The 23,685-nt window shown below is 31.8% G+C and carries 24 protein-coding genes; all 24 read left to right on the forward strand.

The features are described 5' to 3' along the window. Window positions 1–16 precede the first annotated feature (16 nt). The 24 genes from hemL to FVE77_RS04975 all read left to right on the forward strand — a co-directional run bounded on the left by hemL (window position 17) and on the right by FVE77_RS04975 (window position 23,652). Window positions 17–1,318 carry a glutamate-1-semialdehyde 2,1-aminomutase gene (gene hemL, locus FVE77_RS04860; protein ID WP_026746560.1) on the forward strand — a complete coding sequence of 434 codons (1,302 nt, stop codon included), beginning with the start codon at window positions 17–19 and terminating at the stop codon, window positions 1,316–1,318. Between the two features lie 22 nt (window positions 1,319–1,340). Beyond that, complete coding sequence (gene cobT, locus FVE77_RS04865; protein ID WP_026746559.1) at window positions 1,341–2,468, forward strand: nicotinate-nucleotide--dimethylbenzimidazole phosphoribosyltransferase; 1,128 nt, start codon at window positions 1,341–1,343, stop codon at window positions 2,466–2,468. 302 nt (window positions 2,469–2,770) lie between these two features. Next, entirely contained in the window at window positions 2,771–3,391 is a 621-nt protein-coding gene (locus FVE77_RS04870) for a porin family protein (RefSeq protein ID WP_232052964.1), read from the forward strand. 394 nt (window positions 3,392–3,785) lie between these two features. After that, on the forward strand, window positions 3,786–5,111 hold the full coding sequence (locus FVE77_RS04875; RefSeq protein WP_026746557.1) for an autotransporter outer membrane beta-barrel domain-containing protein: 1,326 nt from the start codon (window positions 3,786–3,788) through the stop codon (window positions 5,109–5,111). Between the two features lie 589 nt (window positions 5,112–5,700). Further along, a complete protein-coding gene (locus FVE77_RS04880) occupies window positions 5,701–5,862 on the forward strand; it encodes a hypothetical protein (protein WP_026746556.1) in 162 nt (53 codons plus the stop codon). A 297-nt stretch (window positions 5,863–6,159) separates the two neighbouring features. Continuing rightward, a complete protein-coding gene (gene ilvD / locus FVE77_RS04885; protein ID WP_026746555.1) occupies window positions 6,160–7,839 on the forward strand; it encodes a dihydroxy-acid dehydratase in 1,680 nt (559 codons plus the stop codon). 27 nt (window positions 7,840–7,866) lie between these two features. Continuing rightward, on the forward strand, window positions 7,867–8,736 hold the full coding sequence (locus tag FVE77_RS04890) for an alpha/beta hydrolase (RefSeq protein WP_026746554.1): 870 nt from the start codon (window positions 7,867–7,869) through the stop codon (window positions 8,734–8,736). A gap of 479 nt (window positions 8,737–9,215) precedes the next feature. Then, window positions 9,216–10,433, forward strand: a complete 1,218-nt coding sequence (gene ilvA, locus FVE77_RS04895; RefSeq protein ID WP_026746552.1) for a threonine ammonia-lyase — start codon at window positions 9,216–9,218, stop codon at window positions 10,431–10,433. A gap of 36 nt (window positions 10,434–10,469) precedes the next feature. Then, window positions 10,470–12,188 carry a biosynthetic-type acetolactate synthase large subunit gene (ilvB, locus tag FVE77_RS04900; protein WP_026746551.1) on the forward strand — a complete coding sequence of 573 codons (1,719 nt, stop codon included), beginning with the start codon at window positions 10,470–10,472 and terminating at the stop codon, window positions 12,186–12,188. Then, window positions 12,181–12,669: an acetolactate synthase small subunit gene (ilvN, locus tag FVE77_RS04905; RefSeq protein WP_021769600.1), complete on the forward strand. Its 489-nt coding sequence runs from the start codon at window positions 12,181–12,183 to the stop codon at window positions 12,667–12,669. Before ilvB ends, ilvN begins: the two co-directional genes overlap by 8 nt. A 34-nt stretch (window positions 12,670–12,703) precedes the next feature. Continuing rightward, window positions 12,704–13,453 carry a class I SAM-dependent methyltransferase gene (locus FVE77_RS04910; RefSeq protein ID WP_026746550.1) on the forward strand — a complete coding sequence of 250 codons (750 nt, stop codon included), beginning with the start codon at window positions 12,704–12,706 and terminating at the stop codon, window positions 13,451–13,453. A 29-nt stretch (window positions 13,454–13,482) separates the two neighbouring features. Then, window positions 13,483–14,172: an aspartate/glutamate racemase family protein gene (locus FVE77_RS04915; RefSeq protein ID WP_026746549.1), complete on the forward strand. Its 690-nt coding sequence runs from the start codon at window positions 13,483–13,485 to the stop codon at window positions 14,170–14,172. A 37-nt stretch (window positions 14,173–14,209) separates the two neighbouring features. Further along, complete coding sequence (locus tag FVE77_RS04920; RefSeq protein ID WP_026746548.1) at window positions 14,210–15,721, forward strand: 2-isopropylmalate synthase; 1,512 nt, start codon at window positions 14,210–14,212, stop codon at window positions 15,719–15,721. A gap of 26 nt (window positions 15,722–15,747) precedes the next feature. After that, the gene (locus FVE77_RS04925; RefSeq protein WP_026746547.1) at window positions 15,748–16,254 is read left to right on the forward strand and encodes a DUF4865 family protein; all 507 of its coding nucleotides are present in this window, start codon (window positions 15,748–15,750) and stop codon (window positions 16,252–16,254) included. 179 nt (window positions 16,255–16,433) lie between these two features. Beyond that, window positions 16,434–16,832: a hypothetical protein gene (locus FVE77_RS04930; RefSeq protein ID WP_015769957.1), complete on the forward strand. Its 399-nt coding sequence runs from the start codon at window positions 16,434–16,436 to the stop codon at window positions 16,830–16,832. Between the two features lie 276 nt (window positions 16,833–17,108). Next, window positions 17,109–17,675 carry an NAD(P)H-dependent oxidoreductase gene (locus FVE77_RS04935; RefSeq protein WP_026746546.1) on the forward strand — a complete coding sequence of 189 codons (567 nt, stop codon included), beginning with the start codon at window positions 17,109–17,111 and terminating at the stop codon, window positions 17,673–17,675. 93 nt (window positions 17,676–17,768) lie between these two features. Beyond that, window positions 17,769–18,227, forward strand: coding sequence for a hypothetical protein (locus tag FVE77_RS04940; RefSeq protein WP_026746545.1), 459 nt, complete (start codon window positions 17,769–17,771; stop codon window positions 18,225–18,227). Beyond that, window positions 18,208–18,654 carry a hypothetical protein gene (locus tag FVE77_RS04945; RefSeq protein ID WP_026746544.1) on the forward strand — a complete coding sequence of 149 codons (447 nt, stop codon included), beginning with the start codon at window positions 18,208–18,210 and terminating at the stop codon, window positions 18,652–18,654. Before FVE77_RS04940 ends, FVE77_RS04945 begins: the two co-directional genes overlap by 20 nt. Further along, window positions 18,629–19,471: a metallophosphoesterase gene (locus FVE77_RS04950; protein WP_026746543.1), complete on the forward strand. Its 843-nt coding sequence runs from the start codon at window positions 18,629–18,631 to the stop codon at window positions 19,469–19,471. The genes FVE77_RS04945 and FVE77_RS04950 overlap by 26 nt, the downstream gene beginning before the upstream one ends. A 19-nt stretch (window positions 19,472–19,490) precedes the next feature. Then, complete coding sequence (locus tag FVE77_RS04955) at window positions 19,491–20,825, forward strand: DUF4272 domain-containing protein (protein ID WP_026746542.1); 1,335 nt, start codon at window positions 19,491–19,493, stop codon at window positions 20,823–20,825. 92 nt (window positions 20,826–20,917) lie between these two features. Next, window positions 20,918–21,298, forward strand: coding sequence for a RidA family protein (locus FVE77_RS04960; protein ID WP_026746541.1), 381 nt, complete (start codon window positions 20,918–20,920; stop codon window positions 21,296–21,298). A 68-nt stretch (window positions 21,299–21,366) separates the two neighbouring features. Then, on the forward strand, window positions 21,367–22,212 hold the full coding sequence (locus FVE77_RS04965; protein WP_026746540.1) for a metallophosphoesterase: 846 nt from the start codon (window positions 21,367–21,369) through the stop codon (window positions 22,210–22,212). Window positions 22,213–22,242: 30 nt separating this feature from the next. Then, a complete protein-coding gene (locus tag FVE77_RS04970; protein ID WP_026746539.1) occupies window positions 22,243–23,151 on the forward strand; it encodes an FUSC family protein in 909 nt (302 codons plus the stop codon). Next, window positions 23,152–23,652, forward strand: a complete 501-nt coding sequence (locus FVE77_RS04975; protein WP_051254500.1) for a toxin-antitoxin system YwqK family antitoxin — start codon at window positions 23,152–23,154, stop codon at window positions 23,650–23,652. The last annotated feature ends 33 nt before the right edge of the window (window positions 23,653–23,685 follow it).

The raw sequence follows: 23,685 nt of genomic DNA on the forward strand, positions 1-23,685 counted from the left end.
TAAAAAAGATAAGGAACTGTGTACGGAAAATTCAAGAAAAATTTATGAAAAAGCTAAAGAGTCAATACCAGGCGGAGTAAATAGTCCAGTTAGAGCATTTCAGTCAGTGGACAAGGAGTATCCCATTTTTATTAAAGGTGGAAATGGGAGCAGACTTTATGATGAGGATGGAAATGAGTATGTGGATATGATAGGTTCCTGGGGGCCTATGATTTTGGGGCATAATTATCCGAAAGTTTTGGAGGTTGTAAAGAAAGAGCTTGAAAATGGTACTTCTTTTGGACTTCCTACGAAAAAGGAAGTGGAACTGGCAGAACTTGTAAAGAGCTGTTTTCCTTCGATTGAAAAATTAAGATTGACTACTTCTGGGACAGAAGCGGCTATGGCCAGTGTGAGAGTTGCCCGTGCGTTTACTGGAAAGAATAAGATTATAAAATTTGAAGGATGTTATCATGGGCATTCGGATTCATTGCTGGTTAAAGCTGGTTCAGGACTTTTGACATTTTCACATCAGGATAGTAACGGAATTACCGAAGGAGTTGTGAAGGATACGATAACATTGCCTTTTGGAGATTTTGAGAAATTGAAGGAAACTTTGGAAAATGATGATGATATTGCGTGTGTGATTATTGAGCCAATTCCAGCAAATATGGGACTTATCGAAACAGAAAAGGAATATTTGGAAAAAGTGCGTAAAATCACGAAAGAAAAAAATGTGGTGTTAATTTTTGACGAGGTAATTTCTGGATTTAGGGTTTCGTTAGGCGGTGCTCAAAAAGTATTTGGAATTACACCTGATTTAACTGTTCTTGGAAAGATTATTGGCGGTGGCTATCCAGTTGGTGGATTTGGTGGAAAAAAGGAAATTATGAACTTAATTTCGCCAGTTGGTAATGTTTATCACGCTGGAACGCTTTCCGGAAATCCAATTTCAGTTGCTGCTGGGATAGAAACAATTTCGATTTTGAAGGAAAATCCTGAAATTTATGAAAATGTAAATAAAAAAACGGAAAATTTGGTAAATAAAATTAATGAATTAATAAAAAAATATGATATTCCAGCAAGTGTAAACCATTTTGGAAGCTTATTTACAATATTTTTCTCAAAGGAAAAAGTGAAAACTTTGGAAGATGCAATTAATACGAATGATGAATTTTACAGCATATATTTTGATACAATGCTTGAAAATGGAGTAATTGTGCCACCTTCAAAATATGAGGCACATTTTGTTTCTTATATTCATAATGATGAGGATGTGGAAAAGTTGTTGAAGGGTGTGGAAAAAACTTTTCAAAAAATTGCTGAAAAATTAAAATAAATTTGTAAATAGAGGAATATGTATGGAAATCAGAAAAAGTGAAAAGACAGGAGAAATTTTATTTGATACAATAAAAAAAATAACAGCTTTAGATAGAAATAGAATGAAAAAAAAAGAAAATGAACTGAATTCGTTGCTAAAAACTCCAAAAGGACTGGGAAAACTGGAAGAACTGGCAATCAGGCTTGAGGGAATGAGTGAAAATTATAAACCTTGCAAAAAAATGGTGCTTGTAATGGCAGCCGATAACGGTGTGGAAAGAGAAAAGGTCAGCAAATCTAAAAGAGTAATAACGCAGTATGTAGTGGAAGCAATGTTAAATGGCAAATCATCAATTAATGCTCTCTCAATGCTGTATAATGCTGATGTGAAAGTGGTAGATCTGGGAATTGATGAGAGTTCAGACATTAAAAAAGAAATAGATTTGTCGGGAATTATTAACAGAAAAATTATGGAATCAGGTACTAATAATATTGCTAAAAATGCTGCAATGGAGTATGAAGATGCTGTGAAGGCTATAGAAACTGGGATTGAAGTGGTTGATGATTTTGTGAGAGAGGGATACAATTTATTTGCAACTGGAGAAATGGGGATTGGAAATACTACGACTAGCAGTACGGTTTTGAAGGTTCTGACAGATTTGTCGCTGGATGAAATTGTCGGTTATGGAAGCGGCATCGATGATAAAACTTTGGAGCATAAGAAGAATGTTGTTAAAAAAGCAGTTGAAGTAAATGGATTGTCAAAATTTTTTGAAGAAAATATAAAGGGAACGAAAAAGAAAGAAAAATTTGAAAAAAATAAAATAATAGATGTACTGGCAAAAGTTGGGGGACTTGATATTGCTGGAATGGTGGGAACTTATCTAGGATGTGCAAAAAATCGTGTACCTGTTGTGATAGATGGCTTTATTTCATCAATTTCCGCCCTTGTTACTTATAAAATCTGTCCAGATTGCAGGAATTTTATGATTGCTTCCCACTTGAGCGAAGAGCCTGGAATGAAGTATATTATGAAAGAACTGGATTTAGAGCCAATGCTCTTTATGAATATGAAATTGGGGGAAGGTACTGGGGCTGTTATGATGTTCCCTGTGATTGAGGGAGCTTGTAATATTACCGAAGTTGTAAGAAAATATCCTGACATATAACTAAAAGATGCTGTAATTCTTTAATTATTTTTTATTTAATATGGCTTATATACAGTTTTGTCATATTAATATTAAAAAAACAAATAAAGAATAAGCTTCCTGATTTTTAAAATTCTTAATAATGTTAACTGAATAGTCATTTTAATAGATTTTTCCAACTGCAATACCATATATTTTTCAAATGAAAAAATTAAATTTTATAAAGTTTTTTTTAAGGTTATTGTTGACAAAGTAATAAAAATTTGATAAACTTTAAACAGTAACAAAATAATTATTAAAAATAAGAAATGGAGGTAATTTTTGTGAAAAAAATATTGTTATTATTGGGACTAGTTGTAAGTGCAACTGCTATGGCCGGTGTTGCTGAAGTTAGAGTAGGTGGTGACTTGTCAAATCGAGCAACATTTAAGGATACAGATAACACAACATGGAGAATCAACAAAGATGCATTAAAAAGAGGATTTGAAATTACAGGTGAATATAGAACACCAGTATTTAATGAAAATCTTGAAATGGGTGGAGGAATTGCTTATAAATATAATAAATTAAGCAGTAAAAACTTAGAAGGAGTTAGTGTAAAAGGACTTAGTTCAGTACCTGTATACTTTACAACAAGATATAATTTTAAAAATGATTCTGAAGTTACACCTTACGTAAAAGGTAACTTAGGAGTTGCATTCAACTCTGGAAAAATAGAAGCTAAAGGCGGAGCTTCTAGTGTTAAATTCAAATTTGATTCAGGAATTTATTATGGAATTGGAGCTGGAATTCAATACAAAAACTTTGTAACTGATTTATCATATAATGTAAATAGTCTGAGAACAAAATTAGATGTGGATCTTCCTGGATATAAAGCAAACAGTAAATTCAATACTAATCACGGAGCGCTTACTTTAGGAGTAGGTTACTCGTTCGGATTATAATTAAATTAAATAAAAAATTAAAATATTTCAACTGTCTTTCAAAATTGAAGGGCAGTTTTTTTATTTTTTATAAAAAATAGAATAAATAAAAATCAAAAAAATATAGGTATCCTCATAAATTTATTTGAGAGTCTTTTGAGATAATAAACTTTTTCTGAATATATTATACAATCTATGAAATTAAAAAGATTTTTTTTAAATAATTTTATACAAGTAATCAGCAATTATACATTTACTAAAAATTAATCTAAAAGTATTTTTTATCTCAAAAGTAAACAAAAATAAATTGATAAAAAATTAAAATATTGACAAATAAAAATAGGTGTGATACTATAAAAAAAATAAATTGATAAAAAATTTATTTTTAAAACATAAAATTATGGAGGTAACTTTAATGAGAAAAATATTATTATTAGGAGCAATAATAATCAGTGCAAATACATTTTCCATGTCATTTAATGGAGTAAGTAACGGCTCAGGATCCAGCTATTCTGGAGGAAGTATGAGTGGAGGAAAGTTTAGTGGAGATGTCAGAATTAATAACGGAGATTTCACGTTGACATTAAATCCTTCGGAAGAAATATCTGCTGGAACAAAAGTTACTGTAGCACCGGGAGCAAGTTTTAAGGTTGTAGATACTAGCGGGAATGTGATAGGGACAATAACATCAGGAAACTCATTCACGTTTAATGGAGTGGTAACAGGTACAAGTACGTCATTTTCAACAACGCCAACACCAACTCCAACGCCAACACCGAGTACTCCTGCTTCGACAACTCCAACAAACCCAACAACGCCATCAACTCCTGTAGCACCAGTTACTCCAGCTACATCAAGTGCTTCATTGCCTGTCGTTGAAGGAGCAAGATCAAAAGTTGATTATGAGTTAACAAAAGCAATCACTGCAAACAGCTTTAGAGACTTAGAGCAAGTTAAAAAAGATAATGGAACAAACTTTAATATTCAATATCTTGGTAGTGCAGGTTCATACGATAAAACAGGAAAATATAGTTCAAAAACTAATGGAGCAGCTATTTCTGGAACTAAGAACTTTGGAAATTTTACGTTGGGTGCTGGATTTGGATATGAAAGATCTGATGTAAAATATAAGAAAAATTATGTTGGAACAAAGGAAAAATTAGATTCATATCAACTTTCATTAGGTGGAAGATATGATTTTACAGATAATGTTGATTTAATATCTGTTCTTACATATGGAAACAATAAACATAAATTTGATAATCATTCCAATATAAAATATGATTCTAGTGTAATTGATTTTCAAACTAGATTGGGGTATAAATTTATAAGTGGGGTAGATGAAAACACATATATTAAGCCATATATTGGATTAGGAGTGACAAGTGTTCAAGAAGATGCATTTAATGTTGCAAATATTCAATATGGAAAAGCAAAAGGAACTAATGGAAATGGAACAGCTGGTATTTATGGACAAACTAAGGTTGGACCAGTTGATTTATATGGAAATCTTGAATTTCAACAAAGATTTGGGAAAAAATCTTATCACGGAGAAAGAATTGTATCATCAAATGGTATAGAATTATTTAAACAGGCAGCGCTTGATTATGATAAAAGTTCATTTAATTTAGGACTTGGAGCAAATTACAATATTACAGACACATTTAAATTGTCAGGTGGATATGAATTGCAGAATAGTAAAAATAGCGTATTTAAAGTAGGTTTAGGAATGCATTTCTAATTTATCTGTTAAATAAAATGTAATCTAAATAAATTATTTTTCATTTCTAGATAATAATAATGACAGTGTTAATAGAGCACTCAAAATATTTTTGTAGTGCTCTTTTTATATAAGATAAATTGAAAATTTTTTGGAAAAAAGAATTAACGAAAAAAGTATTTATTAAAATTATAAATCAAGGATGAAAAAAGGGCATTACAAAATATTTTAGAACAAATCTATCTTACTGAAGGAAATCCGAAAGAAGCATAAAATGGTATAAAGTATCTGTTCAAAAAGGTATCCGTGGGTATATTACAATCTTACAAGCTTTTAAGCTGGACTAGGAGATTCTGAAACAGACGAAAAATGGCTAAAAAAAGGAATGGAAGTAGCCAAAAAAACAGATGATGAAGAATTAAAAAAATATTTTAAAGAAGCATTGGATGTTATTCAAAGATCAAAATAGATTTTATTTAATTTGAAATTATAAAGATTAATAAAATATATAAGTCATATATATAATATATATTTTACAAAATGATTGATTTTTGATATAATAATTTCATACAGATAAATGAATCAAAAAATTGAAAAACTGGAGGAAATTATGTCATTATTAATTTTAGTCTTATCATTATTACTGATTATTGAAATTTTAGGAATTAAAGTTGTACAAAATAGAAAATACGTTGCCTTAAAAGTTTCTAACAATGATTTTGTTGTATCGGTAAATGATAGAGAAGTAATGACTAATTTTACTGGGAAATAATTGATAGAATTATATGGAATAATAAAAAACTGTTATTGTTTTTATAACTTTGAGGCGATTTATATACAAATCGTCTTTTATTTTTTTTAAAAATTATTAGAAATAAAGTGTTCAATGGAATTTATAAAGAAAAATAAGTAAAAATTTTATAAAATATGTGATAAAATATAATCAAATAACTTTAAATGATTATTTTTAAAGTTTGCTGATATTTTATAGATAAAAATATATAGGGAAATCTTAAAAATTGAGATTAACTATGTATGAAAAAAAACAAATTTTAGGAGAGTGAAATCAATGACAATGAAAGGAAAAGGAAGAAGTAACAACTTGACAAGAGGAGAGGCTAGAGCTCCACACAGATCGCTTTTGAAAGGGCTAGGATTTACAAGTGAGGAAATGGATCGTCCAATTATTGGGATTGCTAATTCATTTAATGAAATTATACCGGGGCATGTTCATTTGAAAAATTTGGTTCAGGCTGTGAAGGATGGTATAAGAATGGCTGGAGGAGTTCCAATGGAATTTAATACAATTGGAATTTGTGATGGACTTGCAATGAATCATATTGGGATGAAATTTTCACTGGTAACAAGAAACATAATCGCAGATTCAATTGAAGCAGTTGCAATGGCTACTCCGTTTGATGCGATTGTATTTATGCCAAATTGTGATAAGGTAGTGCCTGGAATGTTAATTGCAGCTGCAAGACTAAATATACCTTCAATATTTGTAAGTGGAGGAGCGATGCTTGCGGGAGTGTATAAAGGTAAGAAGATAGGGCTTAGTAATGTGTTTGAAGCAGTTGGAGAATATGAAGCTGGATTAATAACTAAAAGAGAACTTAATTCTGTTGAAGAAATGGCATGTCCGACTTGCGGATCTTGTGCAGGAATGTATACGGCAAATACAATGAACTGCCTAACAGAAGCGCTTGGACTAGGGCTTCCAGGAAATGGAACTGTACCAGCGGTATTTTCAGAAAGAATACGGCTTGCTAAAAAAGCTGGGATGCAAATTATGGAAGTATTGAAAGCAGATGTTCGTCCAAAAGATATTTTGACAAGAGAAGCATTTGAAAATGCTGTTGCAATGGATATGGCTCTTGGTGGATCATCAAATACAGCTCTACACTTGCCAGCGATAGCACATGAAGCAGGAATAAAATTGACATTGGAGGATTTTAATGAAATTGCAAAAATAACTCCGCAATTGTGTAAATTATCGCCATCTGGTGAACATTTTATAGAAGACTTGTATAGAGCAGGTGGAGTAACAGGAGTCATGAAAAGACTGCTTGAAAATGGAAGATTGCATGAAAATACAAAAACAGTAGCATTGCGTACTCAAGGAGAACTTGCAAAAGAAGCATTTATAAATGATGATGATGTAATCAAGCCTTGGGATAAGCCAGCCTACAAAACTGGTGGAATTGCAGTATTAAAAGGAAATTTGGCACCAGATGGCTGCGTTGTTAAAGAAGGAGCAGTAGATCCAGAAATGTTACAGCATACAGGGCCAGCAAAAGTATTTAATAGTGAGGAAGAAGCTGTAGAAGCAATTGTTGGTGGAAAAATCGTAGCAGGAGATGTTGTAATTATTAGATATGAAGGACCAAAAGGTGGGCCTGGAATGAGAGAAATGTTATCGCCAACAGCTATGATTGCTGGAATGGGGCTTGATAAGGATGTTGCGTTAATTACAGACGGAAGATTTTCTGGAGCGACAAGAGGAGCTTCAATTGGACATGTTTCTCCAGAGGCCGCTTCAGGTGGAAATATTGCTATAGTTCAAGATGGAGATATTATTGAAATTGATATTCCAAGCAGAACAATAAACATAAAAATTTCAGATGAAGAAATTGAAGCAAGAAAAGCTAAATTGGAGCCATTCAAAATTGAAGTAAAAGGGTATTTGAAAAAATATGCAATGCACGTGTCTTCTGCAGATAGAGGGGCTATTGAAATATTGGATTAATGTGCTTTTGCAAAGGAGGAGATTGAAATGGGAAATGGTGGAGAAAGTAAAGTTTTAAATATTGAGCTGTCACAGGAAAAAATAAAATCAATAGTGAATGTTACTTATTCACAGCCAGTCAGCTATTTTAGAAAAAATATAAAATTGGAAATGGATATTTTGAAACCTAGTAGGGAAGGGAAATTTCCAACAGTGCTGTTCGTAACAGGTGGCTCATTTGCACATAGCTACAAGGAAAATTATTTACAGCAAAGAATTGAAATTGCAAAGGCTGGTTATGTGGTTGCAAGCATGGAATATAGAACTATTCCTGATGGAGTATTTCCACAAAGTGTAGAAGATGTAAAATCAGCAATCAGATTTTTGAAGGCTAATGCTGATGAATATGGGGTAGACAAGGAGAGAATAGCTATAATGGGAGATTCTGCTGGTGGATATCTTGTAGCAATGGCTGGAGCGACAAATGGAACAAGAAATTTTGACAAAGGTGAAAATTTATCTGAAAATAGCGATATAAAAGCAGTTATTGATATTTATGGAGTAACAGACTTTGGAGAAGTGGATTTTGAAATTCCAGATGACATTGATGAAGGTTATAGGGCAATATTATTATCAGTGAAATTTTGGCTAAATGATGTAAGAAATGATATAAAAGTAACAAATCCAATATCATATATTTCTTCCAAAACCCCACCATTTTTATTAATGCACGGAGATGCAGATACTTTAGTGCCTCCAGTTCAAACAGAAAAACTTCACAAGGCATTAATTGAAAAAGGGATAGAATCAACAAGATATGTAGTAACTGGGGCAGGACATTCTGATGAATATTGGTTTCAGCCAGAAATTGTAAATATAATAATAGAGTTTTTAAATGAAAAGATAAAAAATGTCTAATATTTAAATAAAAAATAGTTAATGGGTATTTTTTCTGTAATTTTTATGTTTTTTCTTTTTTATAAAGCAAAGGGGAACAGTCGCCATCCCCTTTGCAAACCCGGCTTGTCTAAGCATTTTTTGAAAACAAAAATTAAACTCGCTTCGCTCAGACATAAATTTTTATTTCCAAAAAATCACGACATTTTTAACTTAATTCTACCAATTGTAATAGTAAAAAGAATAAGCAAAATTTCGTTAAAGGAAAAAGAACTGTTTGAGCTTTTGGAATATATTTTGAATGAAATGCAGTTGCTTTTATTAAAACAATTGAAATTCAAAAGCGAGTTTTCTTTTTTCTTTATAAGAAAGTTTTGCGTAAAGCGGAGATGTAAGGGCATGGCGATTGATGCCCTTACGTTAAAAATATAAATAAAAAAATATTATATAAAAATAGATGTTTAAAATAAATAAAAAATTTTTTGAAGAAGGTGAAGAGATTGCATAAACTTTATGATTTTATAGAAGCAAGAGAGAGATTAAGCACTGTGATAACAAAAACTAAATTGATTCACAGTTCAGTGTTCTCGAAAGAAACTGGAAATGATGTTTATATTAAGCCTGAAAATTTACAAAGAACAGGTTCGTTTAAAATTAGGGGAGCATATAACAAGATTGCAAAATTGACTGAAGAGGAAAAGAGAAAGGGAGTTATTGCTTCATCAGCAGGGAATCATGCTCAGGGTGTGGCTCTTGCGGCTCAGAAACTAGGAATTAAGGCAGTTATTGTAATGCCTAAATATACACCGCTTATAAAGGTGGAAGCAACTCGTCAATATGGAGCTGAGGTTATTTTAGCAGGGGAAGAATATGATGATGCCTATAATTATGCGAGAGAATTGCAGGAGAAGGAAGGGTATGTGTTTATTCATCCGTTTAATGATGATGATGTTGTGGAAGGACAGGGAACGATTGCACTTGAAGTGTTAGAAGAATTACCTGATGCTGATATAATTCTTGTGCCACTTGGAGGTGGAGGACTAATTTCAGGAATTGCACTTGCGGCAAAACTGAAAAATCCTATGATAAAAATAATCGGTGTGGAGCCAGAAGGAGCAGCTTCGGCAATTGCGGCTCTAAAAAATGGAGATGTTGTGGAACTGCCTGAAACTAATACAATTGCTGATGGAACAGCAGTTAGGAAAATTGGGGAATTGAATTTTGATTATATAAAAAATTATGTGGACGATATAATTACAATTTCAGATTATGAACTTATGGAGTCATTTCTTCTATTAGTTGAAAAACATAAAATTGTTGCAGAAAATGCAGGAGTTCTTTCGGTTGCGGCACTTAGAAAAATTAATGAAAAAGGAAAGAAGATTGTATCAATTTTAAGTGGAGGAAATATTGATGTGCTGACTATTTCTTCTATGATAAATAAAGGGCTTATTGTAAGAGGTAGAATATTTAGATTTTCGGTTGACTTGCCTGATAAACCGGGGCAGCTGGTTGCTGTGTCACAAATTCTTTCTGAACAGAATGCAAATGTTATAAGGCTTGAGCATAATCAATTTAAAAATCTTAACAGATTTCACGATGTAGAACTTCAGGTAACAGTAGAAACGAATGGCGAGGAGCATATTAACAAAATAACAGAGGAATTTAGTAAAAGAGGATATGTAATAAAAAGGTTAAATTCTCAGGAAATAGAATAATAAAAATAAAATTTTAAAAGAAAAGGTGGTTGAAAAATGAGTAGCGAAATGATAAATGGTGCAAGAATGCTGTTGGAGTGCCTGCATAAAGTAGGTGTGACTGATATGTTTGGGTATCCGGGTGGAGCAGTAATACCTATTTATGATGAAATTTACAGTTTTGACAAGATTAAACATTACTTTGCAAGACATGAGCAGGGGGCAGTACATGCGGCAGACGGATATGCGAGAGTTTCTGGAAAAGTGGGAGTTTGTCTTGCAACTTCGGGACCTGGAGCAACAAATTTGGTTACAGGGATTATGACAGCACACATGGACTCTATACCATTGCTGGCAATAACAGGGCAGGTAAGAAGCAACTTGCTTGGTAGAGATGCTTTTCAGGAAACTGACATTGTAGGAATTACCGTTCCAATAACAAAAGGGAATTATCTGGTGCAAAATATTAAAGATATTCCAAGAATCATAAAAGAAGCTTATTTTATAGCTTCAACAGGAAGACCAGGACCTGTACTGGTAGATATTCCAAATGATATTCAACAGCAGGAAATATCTTATGATGAATTTAATAAGCTGTTTGACAAAGAAGTGCAGCTGGAAGGATACGAGCCGACTTATGTTGGGCATCCTGTACAGATAAAAAGAGCTTTATCATTGATAAAAAAAGCTAAAAAACCATTAATTATAGCGGGAGCAGGTGTCATGAAATCTGGAGCTTCAAAGGAACTTTTAGAGCTGGCAAATAAAATGGATATTCCGGTAACTACAACTCTTTTAGGACTTGGAGCGTTCCCTGAAAATCATGAATTATCACTTGGAATGCTTGGAATGCATGGTACTGTTCCAGCAAATTATGCCACAGACGAGGCAGATTTGGTAATTGCGGCTGGGATAAGATTTGATGATAGAATCGCAGGAAATCCGAGCAAATTTTGTGAACATGCGAAAATAATACATATAGATATTGATCCTGCTGAAATTGATAAAAATAAAAAGGCTGATGTGCCGATAGTTGGGGATTTAAAAAATGTACTTTCTGAAATCAATAAGGAATTGGAGCCACAGGATCACAAAGAATGGACAGATAAAGTAAAAGAATGGAAAAAAGAATATCCATTGGCACATAGAGATGTTGGTAAGGATAAATTGCTTCCACAGGAAGTGTTAAAGGCAATTAACGATATTCTGGATGGGGATACAATTGTTGTAACAGATGTTGGACAGCATCAAATGTGGGCTGCACAATATATGACTTATAAAAATGCAAATAGTATTGTAACTTCAGGTGGAGCTGGAACAATGGGATTTGGAGTGCCAGCAGCAATTGGAGCTCAAGTTGGGGCGAGAGATAAGAAAGTTGTGTTAATCGTTGGAGATGGCGGTTTTCAAATGACGCTTGAAGAAATTATGATGATTAGACAGTATAACTTGCCAGTAAAAGTAGTAATTATAAACAATTCATTCCTGGGAATGGTTAGACAATGGCAGGAATTATTTAAAGATAGAAGATATTCTTTTGTTGATTTGGAATGTAACCCTGATTTTGTGAAAATTGCTGATGCTTATGGGATAAAATCAGAAAGATTGCAGACAAAGGCGGATTTAGAAAATAAATTAAAAGATCTGATTTTATCAGATGAAGGCGTGATACTGGATTGTATCGTTGAAAAGGAAGAAAATGTCTTTCCAATGATACCAGCAGGAAAAACTGTAAGTCAAATGATAGGTAAGAAAGGGGTACTGGAAAATGATTAAGGAGCATGAAATATTAATAATTACAAAAAATACAAATGGAATTGTATCAAGAATAATGTCTATGTTTAATAGAAGAGGGTATTCAGTAAACAAGATGACTGCTGGAGTTACAAATAAGCCAGGTTATGCAAGATTGACACTTACAGTTGATGGCGACGACAAGGCATTAAATCAGATTCAAAAACAAGTTTATAAAATCGTTGACGTTGTAAAAGTAAAAATTTTTCCATCGGAAGGCGTTATAAGACGTGAACTTATGCTTATAAAAGTAAAATCTGATGCTCAGACTAGAGCTCAAATCGTTCAAATTGCAGACATTTATCGTGGGAAAGTGCTGGATGTGGCACCAAACTCGCTTGTAATAGAACTTACAGGAAATGTGAAAAAATTACGTGGATTTGTGGAAATGATGAAAAGTTATGGAATACTTGAAATCGCCAAAACAGGGGTTGTAGCAATGAGTAGAGGCGAAAAAATGTAATATTTAAAAAAAAGTATAGAAGGAAAGTAATAAAATGAAAATAAGTCAACATTGGGAAAAAGAAAAATATGAGAAAAATGCACGTTTTGTATCAACTTATGGAGAAGACCTGATTGAATGGTTAAATCCTCAAAAAGATGAGTATATCTTGGATTTAGGTTGTGGAGATGGAGTATTGACTAAGAAAATCACTGAATATGGGTGCAAAGTTTTAGGACTTGATGGAAGTCAGAAATTTGTTGAAGCGGCAAGAAAAATTGGGATTGAAGCCATACAGGGAGATGCGCAGAATATGAAATTTGAAAATGAGTTTGATGCGATTTTTTCCAATGCGGCGCTACATTGGATGACTAATCCGGAGAAAGTAATGGAAGGAGTATCTCGAGCCTTGAAAAAAGGTGGACGTTTTGTGGCCGAGACGGGTCGTAAAGGAAACGTGGAAAAAATAGAAAATGCTATTTTTGAAACTGTAGAAAAACATAACTTGAAAGCTAAAAAATGCTGGTTTTTTCCAACTCCGGAAGAAAAAACAGAATTACTTGAAAAATATGGATTGAAAGTCAAAAGAATGATAAGCTTTCCCCGTCCTACTTTGCTTCCAACTGGAATAAAAGGATGGCTTCAAACTTTTTCTGCACCTGCTCTTGTAAACGTTCCAGTGGAAATGCATGAAAAACTGATTGATGAAATAACTGAAAAAGTTGAAAAAGAACTGGAAAGAAATGAAAATGGACAAATTCTGGCGGATTATGTGAGATTGAGATTTGAAGCTGTGAAAGAATAGAAAATATTTATTTTGAAAGGAAGATGAATTTGAAAACAATAGGATTAATAGGAGGAATGAGCTGGGAAAGCACAGTAACTTATTATAAAATAATAAATGAAACAATTAAAGAAAAACTAGGAGGATTACATTCAGCTAAATGTATATTATATAGCGTTGATTTTCAGGAAATAGAAGAATGTCAGGCAAATGGCAACTGGGAAAAAAGTGGAGAAATCTTGGGAGAAGCTGCTAATAATCTTGAAAAAGCAGGAGCAGACTTTATAGTTATTTGTACAAATACAATGCATAAGGTTGTTAACCAGATTGAAGAAAAAATCTCCATTCCAATATTGCATATTGCTGAAATGACAGCAGAGAAGATATTAGAAAAAGGATTAAAAAATATAGCATTGCTTGGAACAAAATATACAATGGAACAGGATTTTTACAAATCAAAACTTATTGAAAAGGGTATAAATGTTATAATACCTGATAAGAATGATATAGAAATTATAAATGAAGTAATATATGACGAACTTTGTCTTGGAACTATAAATTCTGATTCAAAAAAGAAATTTTTAGAAATTGTTGATAAGCTAAGAAGTAAAGGAGCAGAAGGAATAATATTAGGTTGTACTGAAATAGGGCTTCTTATAAAAAATGAAGATACTGATGTCCCGTTATTTGATACAGCGATTATTCATGCGGAGCAGGCAGCAATGCATTCCATAAAATAAAAATAAAATGAAAAGTATTACCTATAAGGAGGAGACAATGAAAAAACATATTAAAATATTTGATACAACGCTAAGAGATGGGGAGCAGACACCACGTGTCAATCTTAATACACAGGAAAAATTGAGAATTGCAAAACAGCTTGAAAGTCTTGGGGTGGATGTGATAGAAGCTGGATTTGCAGTGGCATCACCAGGAGATTTTGAATCAGTTAAATTAATTGCTGAAAATATTGAGAAATCTACAGTTACAAGTTTGGCGAGAGCTGTGAAAAAAGATATTGAAGTAGCGGCAGAGGCAGTGAAAAATGCGAAAAAACCAAGAATACATACATTTATTGCAACTTCTCCAATTCATAGGGAATACAAACTAAAAATGACAAAAGAGCAGATTTTAGATAGAGTAAAGGAAATGGTGTCTTATGCAAAATCGTTTATTGACGATATTGAATTTTCTTCAGAAGATGCGACTAGAACTGAAAAGGAATTTTTGGTGGAAGTATATGAAACGGCTATAAAAGCTGGAGCCACTACACTTAATGTGCCTGATACAGTAGGTTATAGAACTCCAAATGAAATGTTTGAACTTATAACTTATTTGAAAAAAAATGTTAAAGGGATTGAAAATGTGGATATTTCTGTGCATTGCCATGATGATTTGGGACTTTCTGTGGCAAATTCGGTTGCGGCGATTCAAGCTGGAGCAACTCAGATTGAGTGTACAATTAATGGACTTGGAGAAAGAGCTGGGAATACTTCACTTGAAGAGATTGCAATGATTTTGAAAACGAGAAAAGACTTATTTGAAGAATATTATACAAACATTGATTCAAAGCAAATCTACCCAACAAGTAAATTAGTAAGCCTTTTGACAGGAGTTTCAACACAGCCAAATAAAGCAATTGTCGGAGCGAATGCCTTTGCACACGAATCAGGAATTCATCAACATGGAGTATTAGTAAATCCTGAAACTTACGAAATTATGAGTCCAGAATCAGTTGGAAGAAATCCAGACAGCTTAGTACTTGGAAAACATTCAGGAAAACACGCTTTTGTACAAAAATTAGAATCACTAGGATTTAATCATGTCGGAAGTGACAGAGTGGAAGAATTATTTGCACAGTTTAAAAAATTGGCAGACAAGAAAAAATATGTTTTAGATGAAGACATTATCGCATTAGTTGCTGGAGAAGCAGCAAAAATAGAGGGAAGAATAAAACTGACTCACTTTGAAATTTCAAGACAGGAAGGGAAAAAGCCAAAAGCAACAGTTACCATTGAACTGGATGGAGAAAAACTGGTTAAAGAAGCTCTTGGAGATGGGCCTGTTGATGCGGCTTACAACGCAGTAAACTTAGCAGTGAGCGACATTTTTGTCTTGGAAGAATACAAGCTGGAGGCAATAACTGGAGATACTGATGCACAGGCACAAGTAGTTGTGATTATCGAGAAAAATGGAAACAGATTTATCGGTAGAGGACAAAGTACGGATGTAGTTGAAGCAAGTATAAAGGCTTATATTAACGGGATAAATAGATTATACAGTAATTAAATAGAAAATATTGGAGGATAAAAGATATGATAATGATGCAGTATAAAGTAAAACTTTCGAAAGATTTTGATATGAATAATATTAGAAAAAGAGTGCAAGAAAATGGATTTAAAACAGATGGATTTGAAGATTTATTTTTTAAAGCCTATTTAATCTCTGAGGAAAATAAAGAATATTCGCCATTATACTTTTGGAAAGATAACAAAGGAATGAATAAATTCATATTCGATGGTTTCTATGATAATATTTTAAATTCTTTTGGCTGGCAGACTATAAATATTGGAATACCATTGTTGCAAGAGTTTAATGAAAACTTTTCTAAAGCAAGATATTTATTAGAAATAGAGAACAAAACAAAACCAATGGAAAAAATGAAAAGAATGGAATTTTCTATATCAAATGATAAAATTGTTGGAAGAGCATTAGTATATAACCCTGAAACTTGGAAACATACAGAGTATTATTTTTTTGAAAATGCTCCTAAAGAAGTAGAAAATTCAAAAGTGTACGAAGTTTTGCATATTTCTCAATAAATTAAGATAAGAGTAATAGATTTTACAGTAATCAAAATTGATTTAGGAGAGATGAAAATGGAAATAGATTTATTGGTAAAGGACAAAGTACGGATGCTGTGGAAGCAAGTATAAAGGCTTATATTAATGGAATAATAGGCTTTATAATAAATAATTCTGAATGATTGAGGGGAAAATTTATGCCTAAATTGATTATAAATGATAAATCAAATATTAGACAAAATATTTCAATGAATTTTTTTCTAGATGATGAAATTATAACGTTTAAAGGAACAAAAAAAGAAATTGAATATGTAGATTATGGAGAACATACAATTAAAGCGAGTACACTTTTTGTTAAAAGTTCGGAACAAAAAATAAACATTGAAAAAGAAGTTATGGAAATTGAAATAAGATTTAATTGGAAAAATTGGTTATTTGCTTTGATATTTTGGCTTTCAATTACAATTTTATTATTTAAAACTTTAAATGGAGAAATAGAAACAAGTAAATTCCTTTTAAGCGCTTTGACACTTGGTGTATTGGGTAATTTGTGTCTTATTATAGGAAAGCCTTTAGTTTTGAAGGTAAAAGAATAGATAAAATACTAATGTTAGTTTAGGTAGAGATGGAGGGAATTTTCTGATTTTTTAAATACAAAAAGTGTGAACACCGTTCGCATAATTTAGAAAACTTTTATTGTTTTATGATTTTGGGAAATGGCGAACACTGTTCGCCAAATTAATTTCAAAGATTATAGGTTAAAAATTTTTTTAATATGGAAATTGCTAATTTTTGTATTAAATTTAAATGTATCCAAAAGGTTTTAATAAAGTATTTTGAAAAATTATTTGTAGAAGAGAGGAAGTTCAAAAATGAAAACAATAGTTTTTGCACACCCATGGAATGGAAGTTTTAACAAGGCAATTTTAGATAAAGTAGTGGAAAAACTTGATGAAACAAAAGAAAAATATACAATTATAGATTTGAATAAGGATGGATTTAATCCTGTAATGACAGATGAAGAATTGTCTTTGTATTCACAAGGGAAAAATATTGATCCTTTAGTGGAAAAATATCAGGAAATTTTGAAAAATACTGATGAATTGATACTTGTATCTCCAATTTGGTGGATGTCAATGCCTGCAATACTGAAAGGATTTTTTGATAAAGTTATGATTAAAGGCTTTGCGTACGAAAATACACAGAATGGAATAAAAGGTCTTTTGACTAATGTAAAAATAGCAAAAATGATTACAACTGCTACAGCACCAAAATTTTTGTTAAATATAACAGGTTTTGGGATTACGATGAAAAAGGCTAATCTTGGTGGAATTGGGATAAAGAAAACGAAGTGGATTCATTATAGTTTGAGAGCAAAAGGTAAAGATGAGGATAGAAAGAAATTTCTTGAGAAAGTTAAGGAATTTGTGAGTAATTAGGAAGAAAAATAGAAAATACTCGTATTTAAAGTAAATGAAAAATACGGAGTTTTATTTTAAATAGTTAAATAAAAAATTAGATGGAGAATAAAAATGAAAAAAGGATTTTTTTGGTTATTCTACTTGTTGTTTTTAATATTTTTTGACATTGTTTTGGCGGTTATAAGGTTTAATAATAGCATTTATGAATTTTTTATAAATCTGAATATAAAAAATGAGTGGATTTTAGAAAGATTATTTTTACTAATGGAGATTGTTTTCATTATAATTTGTTTAACTTTCTCTTATTTAATTTCAAAAATAAAAGTCAGTAAAAAAAGTTTGTTAATTCCACCATTAGTTATAGTGACGATAAAAGTAATAATATTTTTTTGCATATTTGGATTTTTTATGTCGATTCCTAAAACAGAGGATGCAGGAGCAGGAGGATTCGTTTTATATCTTATATTCTTCGGATTTGGAGCTTATATGGGAATGCTAAATTTATACTTTTATTTAGGATTACTGTTCAACTTATTTAGAAGGAGAAAGAATGAAAAAAATAATTCTTAGAAGTTCATACTTTGTTCATTTACTTTGTTTTAATGTTTTGGCATCAATTTTATTGCCAGAATTACTAGAATCGGTTTTAAGCAGTTTTAAAATTGATGAAACCGCATATTTTGGAATAAGTTATCTTTTATTGGCTTTGCTTAATATATTTTTATCATATTTTTATGCAAAAGCGAGAATAGGGAAAAAGGCCTTGATAATTTTGACAATAGTTGGAGTAGTAATAAAAATATTGATATTTTTTGTATGGGTACAGATTATATTTTCAGACCCATCGCTTGGAGATGATAAAGCAGGAATATTCATCATATTTATTATTTATGGCTATTTTGCTTATGTAGGTTCATTGGATGTAATATTTCTTATAGGGTTAGGGGTAAATTTATTAATAAGGAGAAAAAATGAAAGGAAAAAGTTGGATTCTTAATGTTTTGTATATTTTTTTAACAATAATTATTGTGTTTTTGATTGATTCACATTATGAATATAAACAAATAAAAATTAAAATGATTGAGATAAAGTCTAAGGATGTGCCAAAGGAGTTTGATGGCAAGAGAGTGCTGTTTGTGGCTGATTTTCAGTATGATACGATGGCACGGTATAATAGAAAACAGCAGAAAAAGGCGATTGAGCTGATTAATGCACAGAAGAAGGATATGATACTTCTGGGGGGAGATTATGCGACTTGGGAGAAAAATATTCCTAAGTTTTATGAGGATGCGAAGGATATAAGGATTCCAGAACTTGGAGTGTATGCGATTTATGGGAATCATGAGTATCCAGGAGCAGAAGAAACGGCTGAAAATATGAAAAAACTTGGATTTAATCTGCTCGTAAATGAAAATAGGAAAATAACAATAAATAATGAAAATATATATATTGCTGGAGTAACAGACTTGTGGCATGGAAAGCCTGATGCGAAAAAGACTCTTGAAGGATTGAAAAAAGAGGACTTTGTATTATTTTTGACTCACAATCCAGAATATTTTGAGGAAATGACAGAGAATGAGAAGGAAAAAGCGGATATGACACTTGCTGGACATACACATGCAGGACAGGTTACTTTCTTTGGAAAAATTATTATGTCGGCTATAAAGGATAAGAAGAAATATGGCTATGGAATGAAGGAATATAATAACCATAAAATATACATTACCTCGGGATTAGGAGGGGCTTTCCTTGAGATGTTTATTAGATTTTTTGCACAGCCTGAGATTGTGATTTTTGAGTTGAAGAGAATTTAGATTTAGAAAGAGAGAAGAAATGGGAATATTTGATTTTTTTAAAAAGAATAAGGAAGAAGAAATTCCTTTAAGGATAGCTAAAGATTTTTATTTTCATTCAGTTGTTGGAAAAAATGGGGATGGAATTGCACGAAAAATTGTTGAGTATTTTGGAGATAAAGTGGAAGAAGCGGTTGATATGCATAAAAATTTCGTGGATGAAGATGTTCTATCATATTTTGAAGGGGAAGACACTGAAAAAGAGTTCCCAATACAAGACTGGACACGAATTTTTAGAATAAAATTAAAAGATGGTACCGAAATCAACGGGGAAATTGATGATAGTGAAATGGCTGCAAAATATGGCGCTGGGCTTGCAGAACATTTTTCAGATGTGAATATAAAAGATGAAAATTTGAAGCAGATGTTATTGACTCAAATTGCATTTTTCAATTGCAAAACAAAATTAATGGCAACTTTTGATTTTTACAAAAGTGGAAAAAAGAAAAACGAAAAGGTAAAATTATTGGATTTTATTTTGGGAGCAGGAAAAAGTTTTGATGGTTATCCGTTATTTAGTACAGAAACTCTATATTCGCCTGATAAAAAAGTATTTGTTTCAAAAAAGATAGGAACAGAATTTAAAGAGTTTACGCCGTTTATTCCTAAAGAATTAATTGACAATTTTGAAATGACAGATGAAGATAATGCTAGAATGGCTAGAAGTATTGAAAAAATAGAGGCTGATGGATTGCCATATCTTGAGAATATGCATACAAGTATTTCGGAGGCGAGAGCTGTTATTCCTGATAAAGAATTGATTATAAAAAGAGCAGCTGCAATACAGATGACAGGAATTGCATCAGAACTTTATAATGAAATGCAGGAAAATGCCAAAGAAAAAATCAAAGAGTTTTTGGAAATCTTTGAAAAGCAATACGGGATTAAAGAAGTTTTGACTAATGAAGAAAAAAATTATCTTGAAAAATACGCAGATGATGTAAGAATAAATTCAGAATATAATTGGCGTTATGAATGTCCACCAGTACTGCTATGGGCTTTATCATTACAAGAATTAACAGATTTGAGTACAATTTGCAATGTTAAGGGAACAATAGAATATTTTATGGAAAATGATTTAGAAACGTTGATGAATAAAGCAGAATTACGTTCAAAAGATGAAATAATGGATATGCTTGATTATTTGTACAGACTTAACTGGAGTGCAGTGGAACTGAGAATACGTCCTGAAAATCATAATAACAAGAAATTCCCTTATGATGAAAGTATTATTCATTTCAGAAGATTGGCACTAGAATGGCTTGTACAGCCTGAAAAAAGTATTGAGGATGTTGAAGCGGAGATGCACACTTAGAAATTTTATTACAATCTTTATTGAAACACAGAATATGAATGTTATTATTGAAAAAATAAGAGAAATATGAGAATTTGAAAGGAATTAAATTAATGAGAAAAAATATAAGCGGAAATTCTCCATGGGAGGACACTGTAGGATATTCGAGAGCAGTAAGGATAGGAAATATTTTTGAAATAGCAGGAACAACAGCTGTCAAGGATGGAAAGCCTTATGCAGCAGGAAATGCCTATGAACAGACAAAATATATTCTTGAAAATATAAAAAAGGTTCTTGAAAAGGAAGGATTGGGGTTAAAAAATGTTATTAGAACAAGAATGTTTGTTACAGATATTTCAAAATGGGAAGAATATGGAAAAGCACATGGAGAATTTTTTAGCGACATTAAACCAGTTGCAACAATGGTAGAGGTGTCTTCATTAATTGATAAGGAATTGATGATAGAAATAGAAGTAAGTGCAGTTGTTGATTAAGAAATAAATAGAAAAGTTATAAATCTCAAAATTAGAGAGAAAATAAAACAATTGAAAAGGAAAATTTTATGATAACTAAAAAAACAGTATTTTCAGTTTTAGGAATTTTAGCAATATTTTTTATAATCTGCTTAATTTATGCACATTATGAATATACACAGCTCAAGGTGAGAACAATAGAAATTGCTTCAAAAGATATTCCAAAAGAATTTGATGGGAAGAAAATTGTGTTTGCGGCGGATTTTCAGCTGGATACTTATGCGAGATTTAATCAGAAGCAGCTTGACAGGATTATTGATTTGATAAACAAGCAGGAAAAGGATATTATAATTCTGGGTGGTGACTATACTAACTGGACTGGTAAAATTCCACGATTTTACAAAGGAATGGAAAAGTTGGAAAAGCCTAAATATGGAATTTATGCAGTTTTGGGAAATCATGATTATAATTCTGTGGAAAAAAATATGGCTGGACTGAAAAGCCTTGGGTACAAAGTGCTGGTAAATGAAAATGACAAAATAACAGTAAATAACCAGAGTATCTACATTTCAGCAGTTGACGATTTACTAAAAGGGAAACCTGATGCAAAGAAGGCGCTTAATGGTATAAAAAAAGATGATTTTAATATCTTCATAACACATAATCCTGATTATTTTGAAGAAATAACAAACGAACAGAAGGAAAGGTCAGATATGACTTTGGCAGGGCATACTCATGGTGGACAGATAACATTGTTCGGATTGATATTATGGGCGGAAATTAAGCATCCGTGGAAATATGGGTATGGCTTGAAGGAATATGACGGACATAAAATTTATACTACTTCAGGTGTTGGTGGCGGAGCTTTTGAAATGTTTATAAGATTTTTTGCACAGCCTGAAATTGTGGTGCTAAAATTAAAAAAAATAAATTAAGAAAGTTTATACACAAGGAGGAAATTTTTAATGGATATTATGCTGGAGGATTTAAATAAAGAGTATAATCTTAGGTATGTAAAGGAGAAATTGGGCGGAGTTGGTAGCGTTGAAGCGCTTGAAGGCTTTATGGACGGATTTTATGTAAGTATTCAGGAATTTAGTAAAAAGTACAGAATAAAGATAAATGTTGATAAGGAAATCGATCAGGAAAGACTGACAAAACTATTTAATAGGTTAAAAACAGATATCTATGATTTTAAAGAGGCAAAATTTGAAAAAAGTTACATTGAGTTAACAGTAAAAAATTCTGAAAGAGATATAAAACAAGCAATTGAAACAGCAATAAATTTTTTGACAAAGGAAGAAAGCAAGAGCAAGTGTGCTTTTTGTGGAAAGAATGAAAGTAAAATATCATATACAACATTATTAAAATCTGATTATAGTGAAGGATTCCATTTGTGTGAAAACTGTGTTAAGGAGATCGAAAATGAATGGAAAAAAGAAAAAGAGGAAAAACAGAAAGTGCAAATGAATTTTGTTAAAGGATTTTTAGGATCCCTGATAGGAGCCTTGATTATGGGAGTATCGTGGATAATAGTCGGAATGTTTGGGAAATTGGCGATTTTTACAATAATTCTAATTTCAGCTGGTGCTGTGGGAGGATTTACAGTACTAGGTAAAAAAATTAATTCACTTGGAATAGCTGCAATATGTGTTTCAACTGTAATAGGTATCTGGTTTTCACATTTGATGCTTTTTTCAATAAAATCTAAAATGGGAATATTTGAAGTTCTTTCAGACAGAATTTTAGTTAACAGATTATTAATAACGGGAGATATGATAACAGCTGTTGTACTTGGTATTGGGATGTCAATATTTGGTGCAAGGATGTCTTCAAAGGAACTTGAAGGAGTATACGAAATAAAAAGATTTTAGATGGGATTTGAAAAGATGGAAGAAACGCTGAGAGTACGGGAAGATAAAATGGCATTAAAATATTTTCGCATTGTAAAAGAAGGAAATGTGGATGTTTATTTTAGAAAAGGGAAAAGGTACACAGGAATGGTTGAAATGACAACCAAAGATGATGTTGTTACTGGAACAGAAAAAATAGTTGACGGATATAAGGAAGGCGAGTGGAAGTTTTTTTATCCAAATGGAAAATATTTGGGTTTAAATGTATTTTTTGAAGGCGAAAAAAATGGTAAAATTGAGAAGTATTATGAAAATGGACAACTGGAATTTGAAGGGCAGTATAAAAACGACAGGAAAATTGGGGAATGGAAGTGGTTTGATGAAAGCGGAAATATTATTGATACCCAAACTTATGATGGAACTCAGATTGAAAAATCAGACAGTGTAGTTGTGAAAAAGAGTGGAAGTGGATTTTTGAACATATTGGAAATAATTTTGAGAATTATAAGGGTATTTAGATAAAAAATAAATATAAAAAATAATGAAAGTAAAGAG

The sequence above is a fragment of the Leptotrichia hofstadii genome, from assembly GCF_007990525.1.
Lineage (GTDB): Bacteria > Fusobacteriota > Fusobacteriia > Fusobacteriales > Leptotrichiaceae > Leptotrichia > Leptotrichia hofstadii.

Bases quoted from the DNA above. Each gene is read 5' to 3' on its own strand.
- cobT (WP_026746559.1), top strand. From the start codon at position 1,341: ATGGAAATCAGAAAAAGTGAAAAGACAGGAGAAATTTTATTTGATACA.
- FVE77_RS04875 (WP_026746557.1), top strand. From the start codon at position 3,786: ATGAGAAAAATATTATTATTAGGAGCAATAATAATCAGTGCAAATACA.
- FVE77_RS04880 (WP_026746556.1), top strand. From the start codon at position 5,701: ATGTCATTATTAATTTTAGTCTTATCATTATTACTGATTATTGAAATT.
- ilvD (WP_026746555.1), top strand. From the start codon at position 6,160: ATGACAATGAAAGGAAAAGGAAGAAGTAACAACTTGACAAGAGGAGAG.
- FVE77_RS04890 (WP_026746554.1), top strand. From the start codon at position 7,867: ATGGGAAATGGTGGAGAAAGTAAAGTTTTAAATATTGAGCTGTCACAG.
- ilvB (WP_026746551.1), top strand. From the start codon at position 10,470: ATGAGTAGCGAAATGATAAATGGTGCAAGAATGCTGTTGGAGTGCCTG.
- ilvN (WP_021769600.1), top strand. From the start codon at position 12,181: ATGATTAAGGAGCATGAAATATTAATAATTACAAAAAATACAAATGGA.
- FVE77_RS04910 (WP_026746550.1), top strand. From the start codon at position 12,704: ATGAAAATAAGTCAACATTGGGAAAAAGAAAAATATGAGAAAAATGCA.
- FVE77_RS04920 (WP_026746548.1), top strand. From the start codon at position 14,210: ATGAAAAAACATATTAAAATATTTGATACAACGCTAAGAGATGGGGAG.
- FVE77_RS04925 (WP_026746547.1), top strand. From the start codon at position 15,748: ATGATAATGATGCAGTATAAAGTAAAACTTTCGAAAGATTTTGATATG.
- FVE77_RS04930 (WP_015769957.1), top strand. From the start codon at position 16,434: ATGCCTAAATTGATTATAAATGATAAATCAAATATTAGACAAAATATT.
- FVE77_RS04935 (WP_026746546.1), top strand. From the start codon at position 17,109: ATGAAAACAATAGTTTTTGCACACCCATGGAATGGAAGTTTTAACAAG.
- FVE77_RS04940 (WP_026746545.1), top strand. From the start codon at position 17,769: ATGAAAAAAGGATTTTTTTGGTTATTCTACTTGTTGTTTTTAATATTT.
- FVE77_RS04945 (WP_026746544.1), top strand. From the start codon at position 18,208: ATGAAAAAAATAATTCTTAGAAGTTCATACTTTGTTCATTTACTTTGT.
- FVE77_RS04950 (WP_026746543.1), top strand. From the start codon at position 18,629: ATGAAAGGAAAAAGTTGGATTCTTAATGTTTTGTATATTTTTTTAACA.
- FVE77_RS04955 (WP_026746542.1), top strand. From the start codon at position 19,491: ATGGGAATATTTGATTTTTTTAAAAAGAATAAGGAAGAAGAAATTCCT.
- FVE77_RS04960 (WP_026746541.1), top strand. From the start codon at position 20,918: ATGAGAAAAAATATAAGCGGAAATTCTCCATGGGAGGACACTGTAGGA.
- FVE77_RS04965 (WP_026746540.1), top strand. From the start codon at position 21,367: ATGATAACTAAAAAAACAGTATTTTCAGTTTTAGGAATTTTAGCAATA.
- FVE77_RS04970 (WP_026746539.1), top strand. From the start codon at position 22,243: ATGGATATTATGCTGGAGGATTTAAATAAAGAGTATAATCTTAGGTAT.
- FVE77_RS04975 (WP_051254500.1), top strand. From the start codon at position 23,152: ATGGGATTTGAAAAGATGGAAGAAACGCTGAGAGTACGGGAAGATAAA.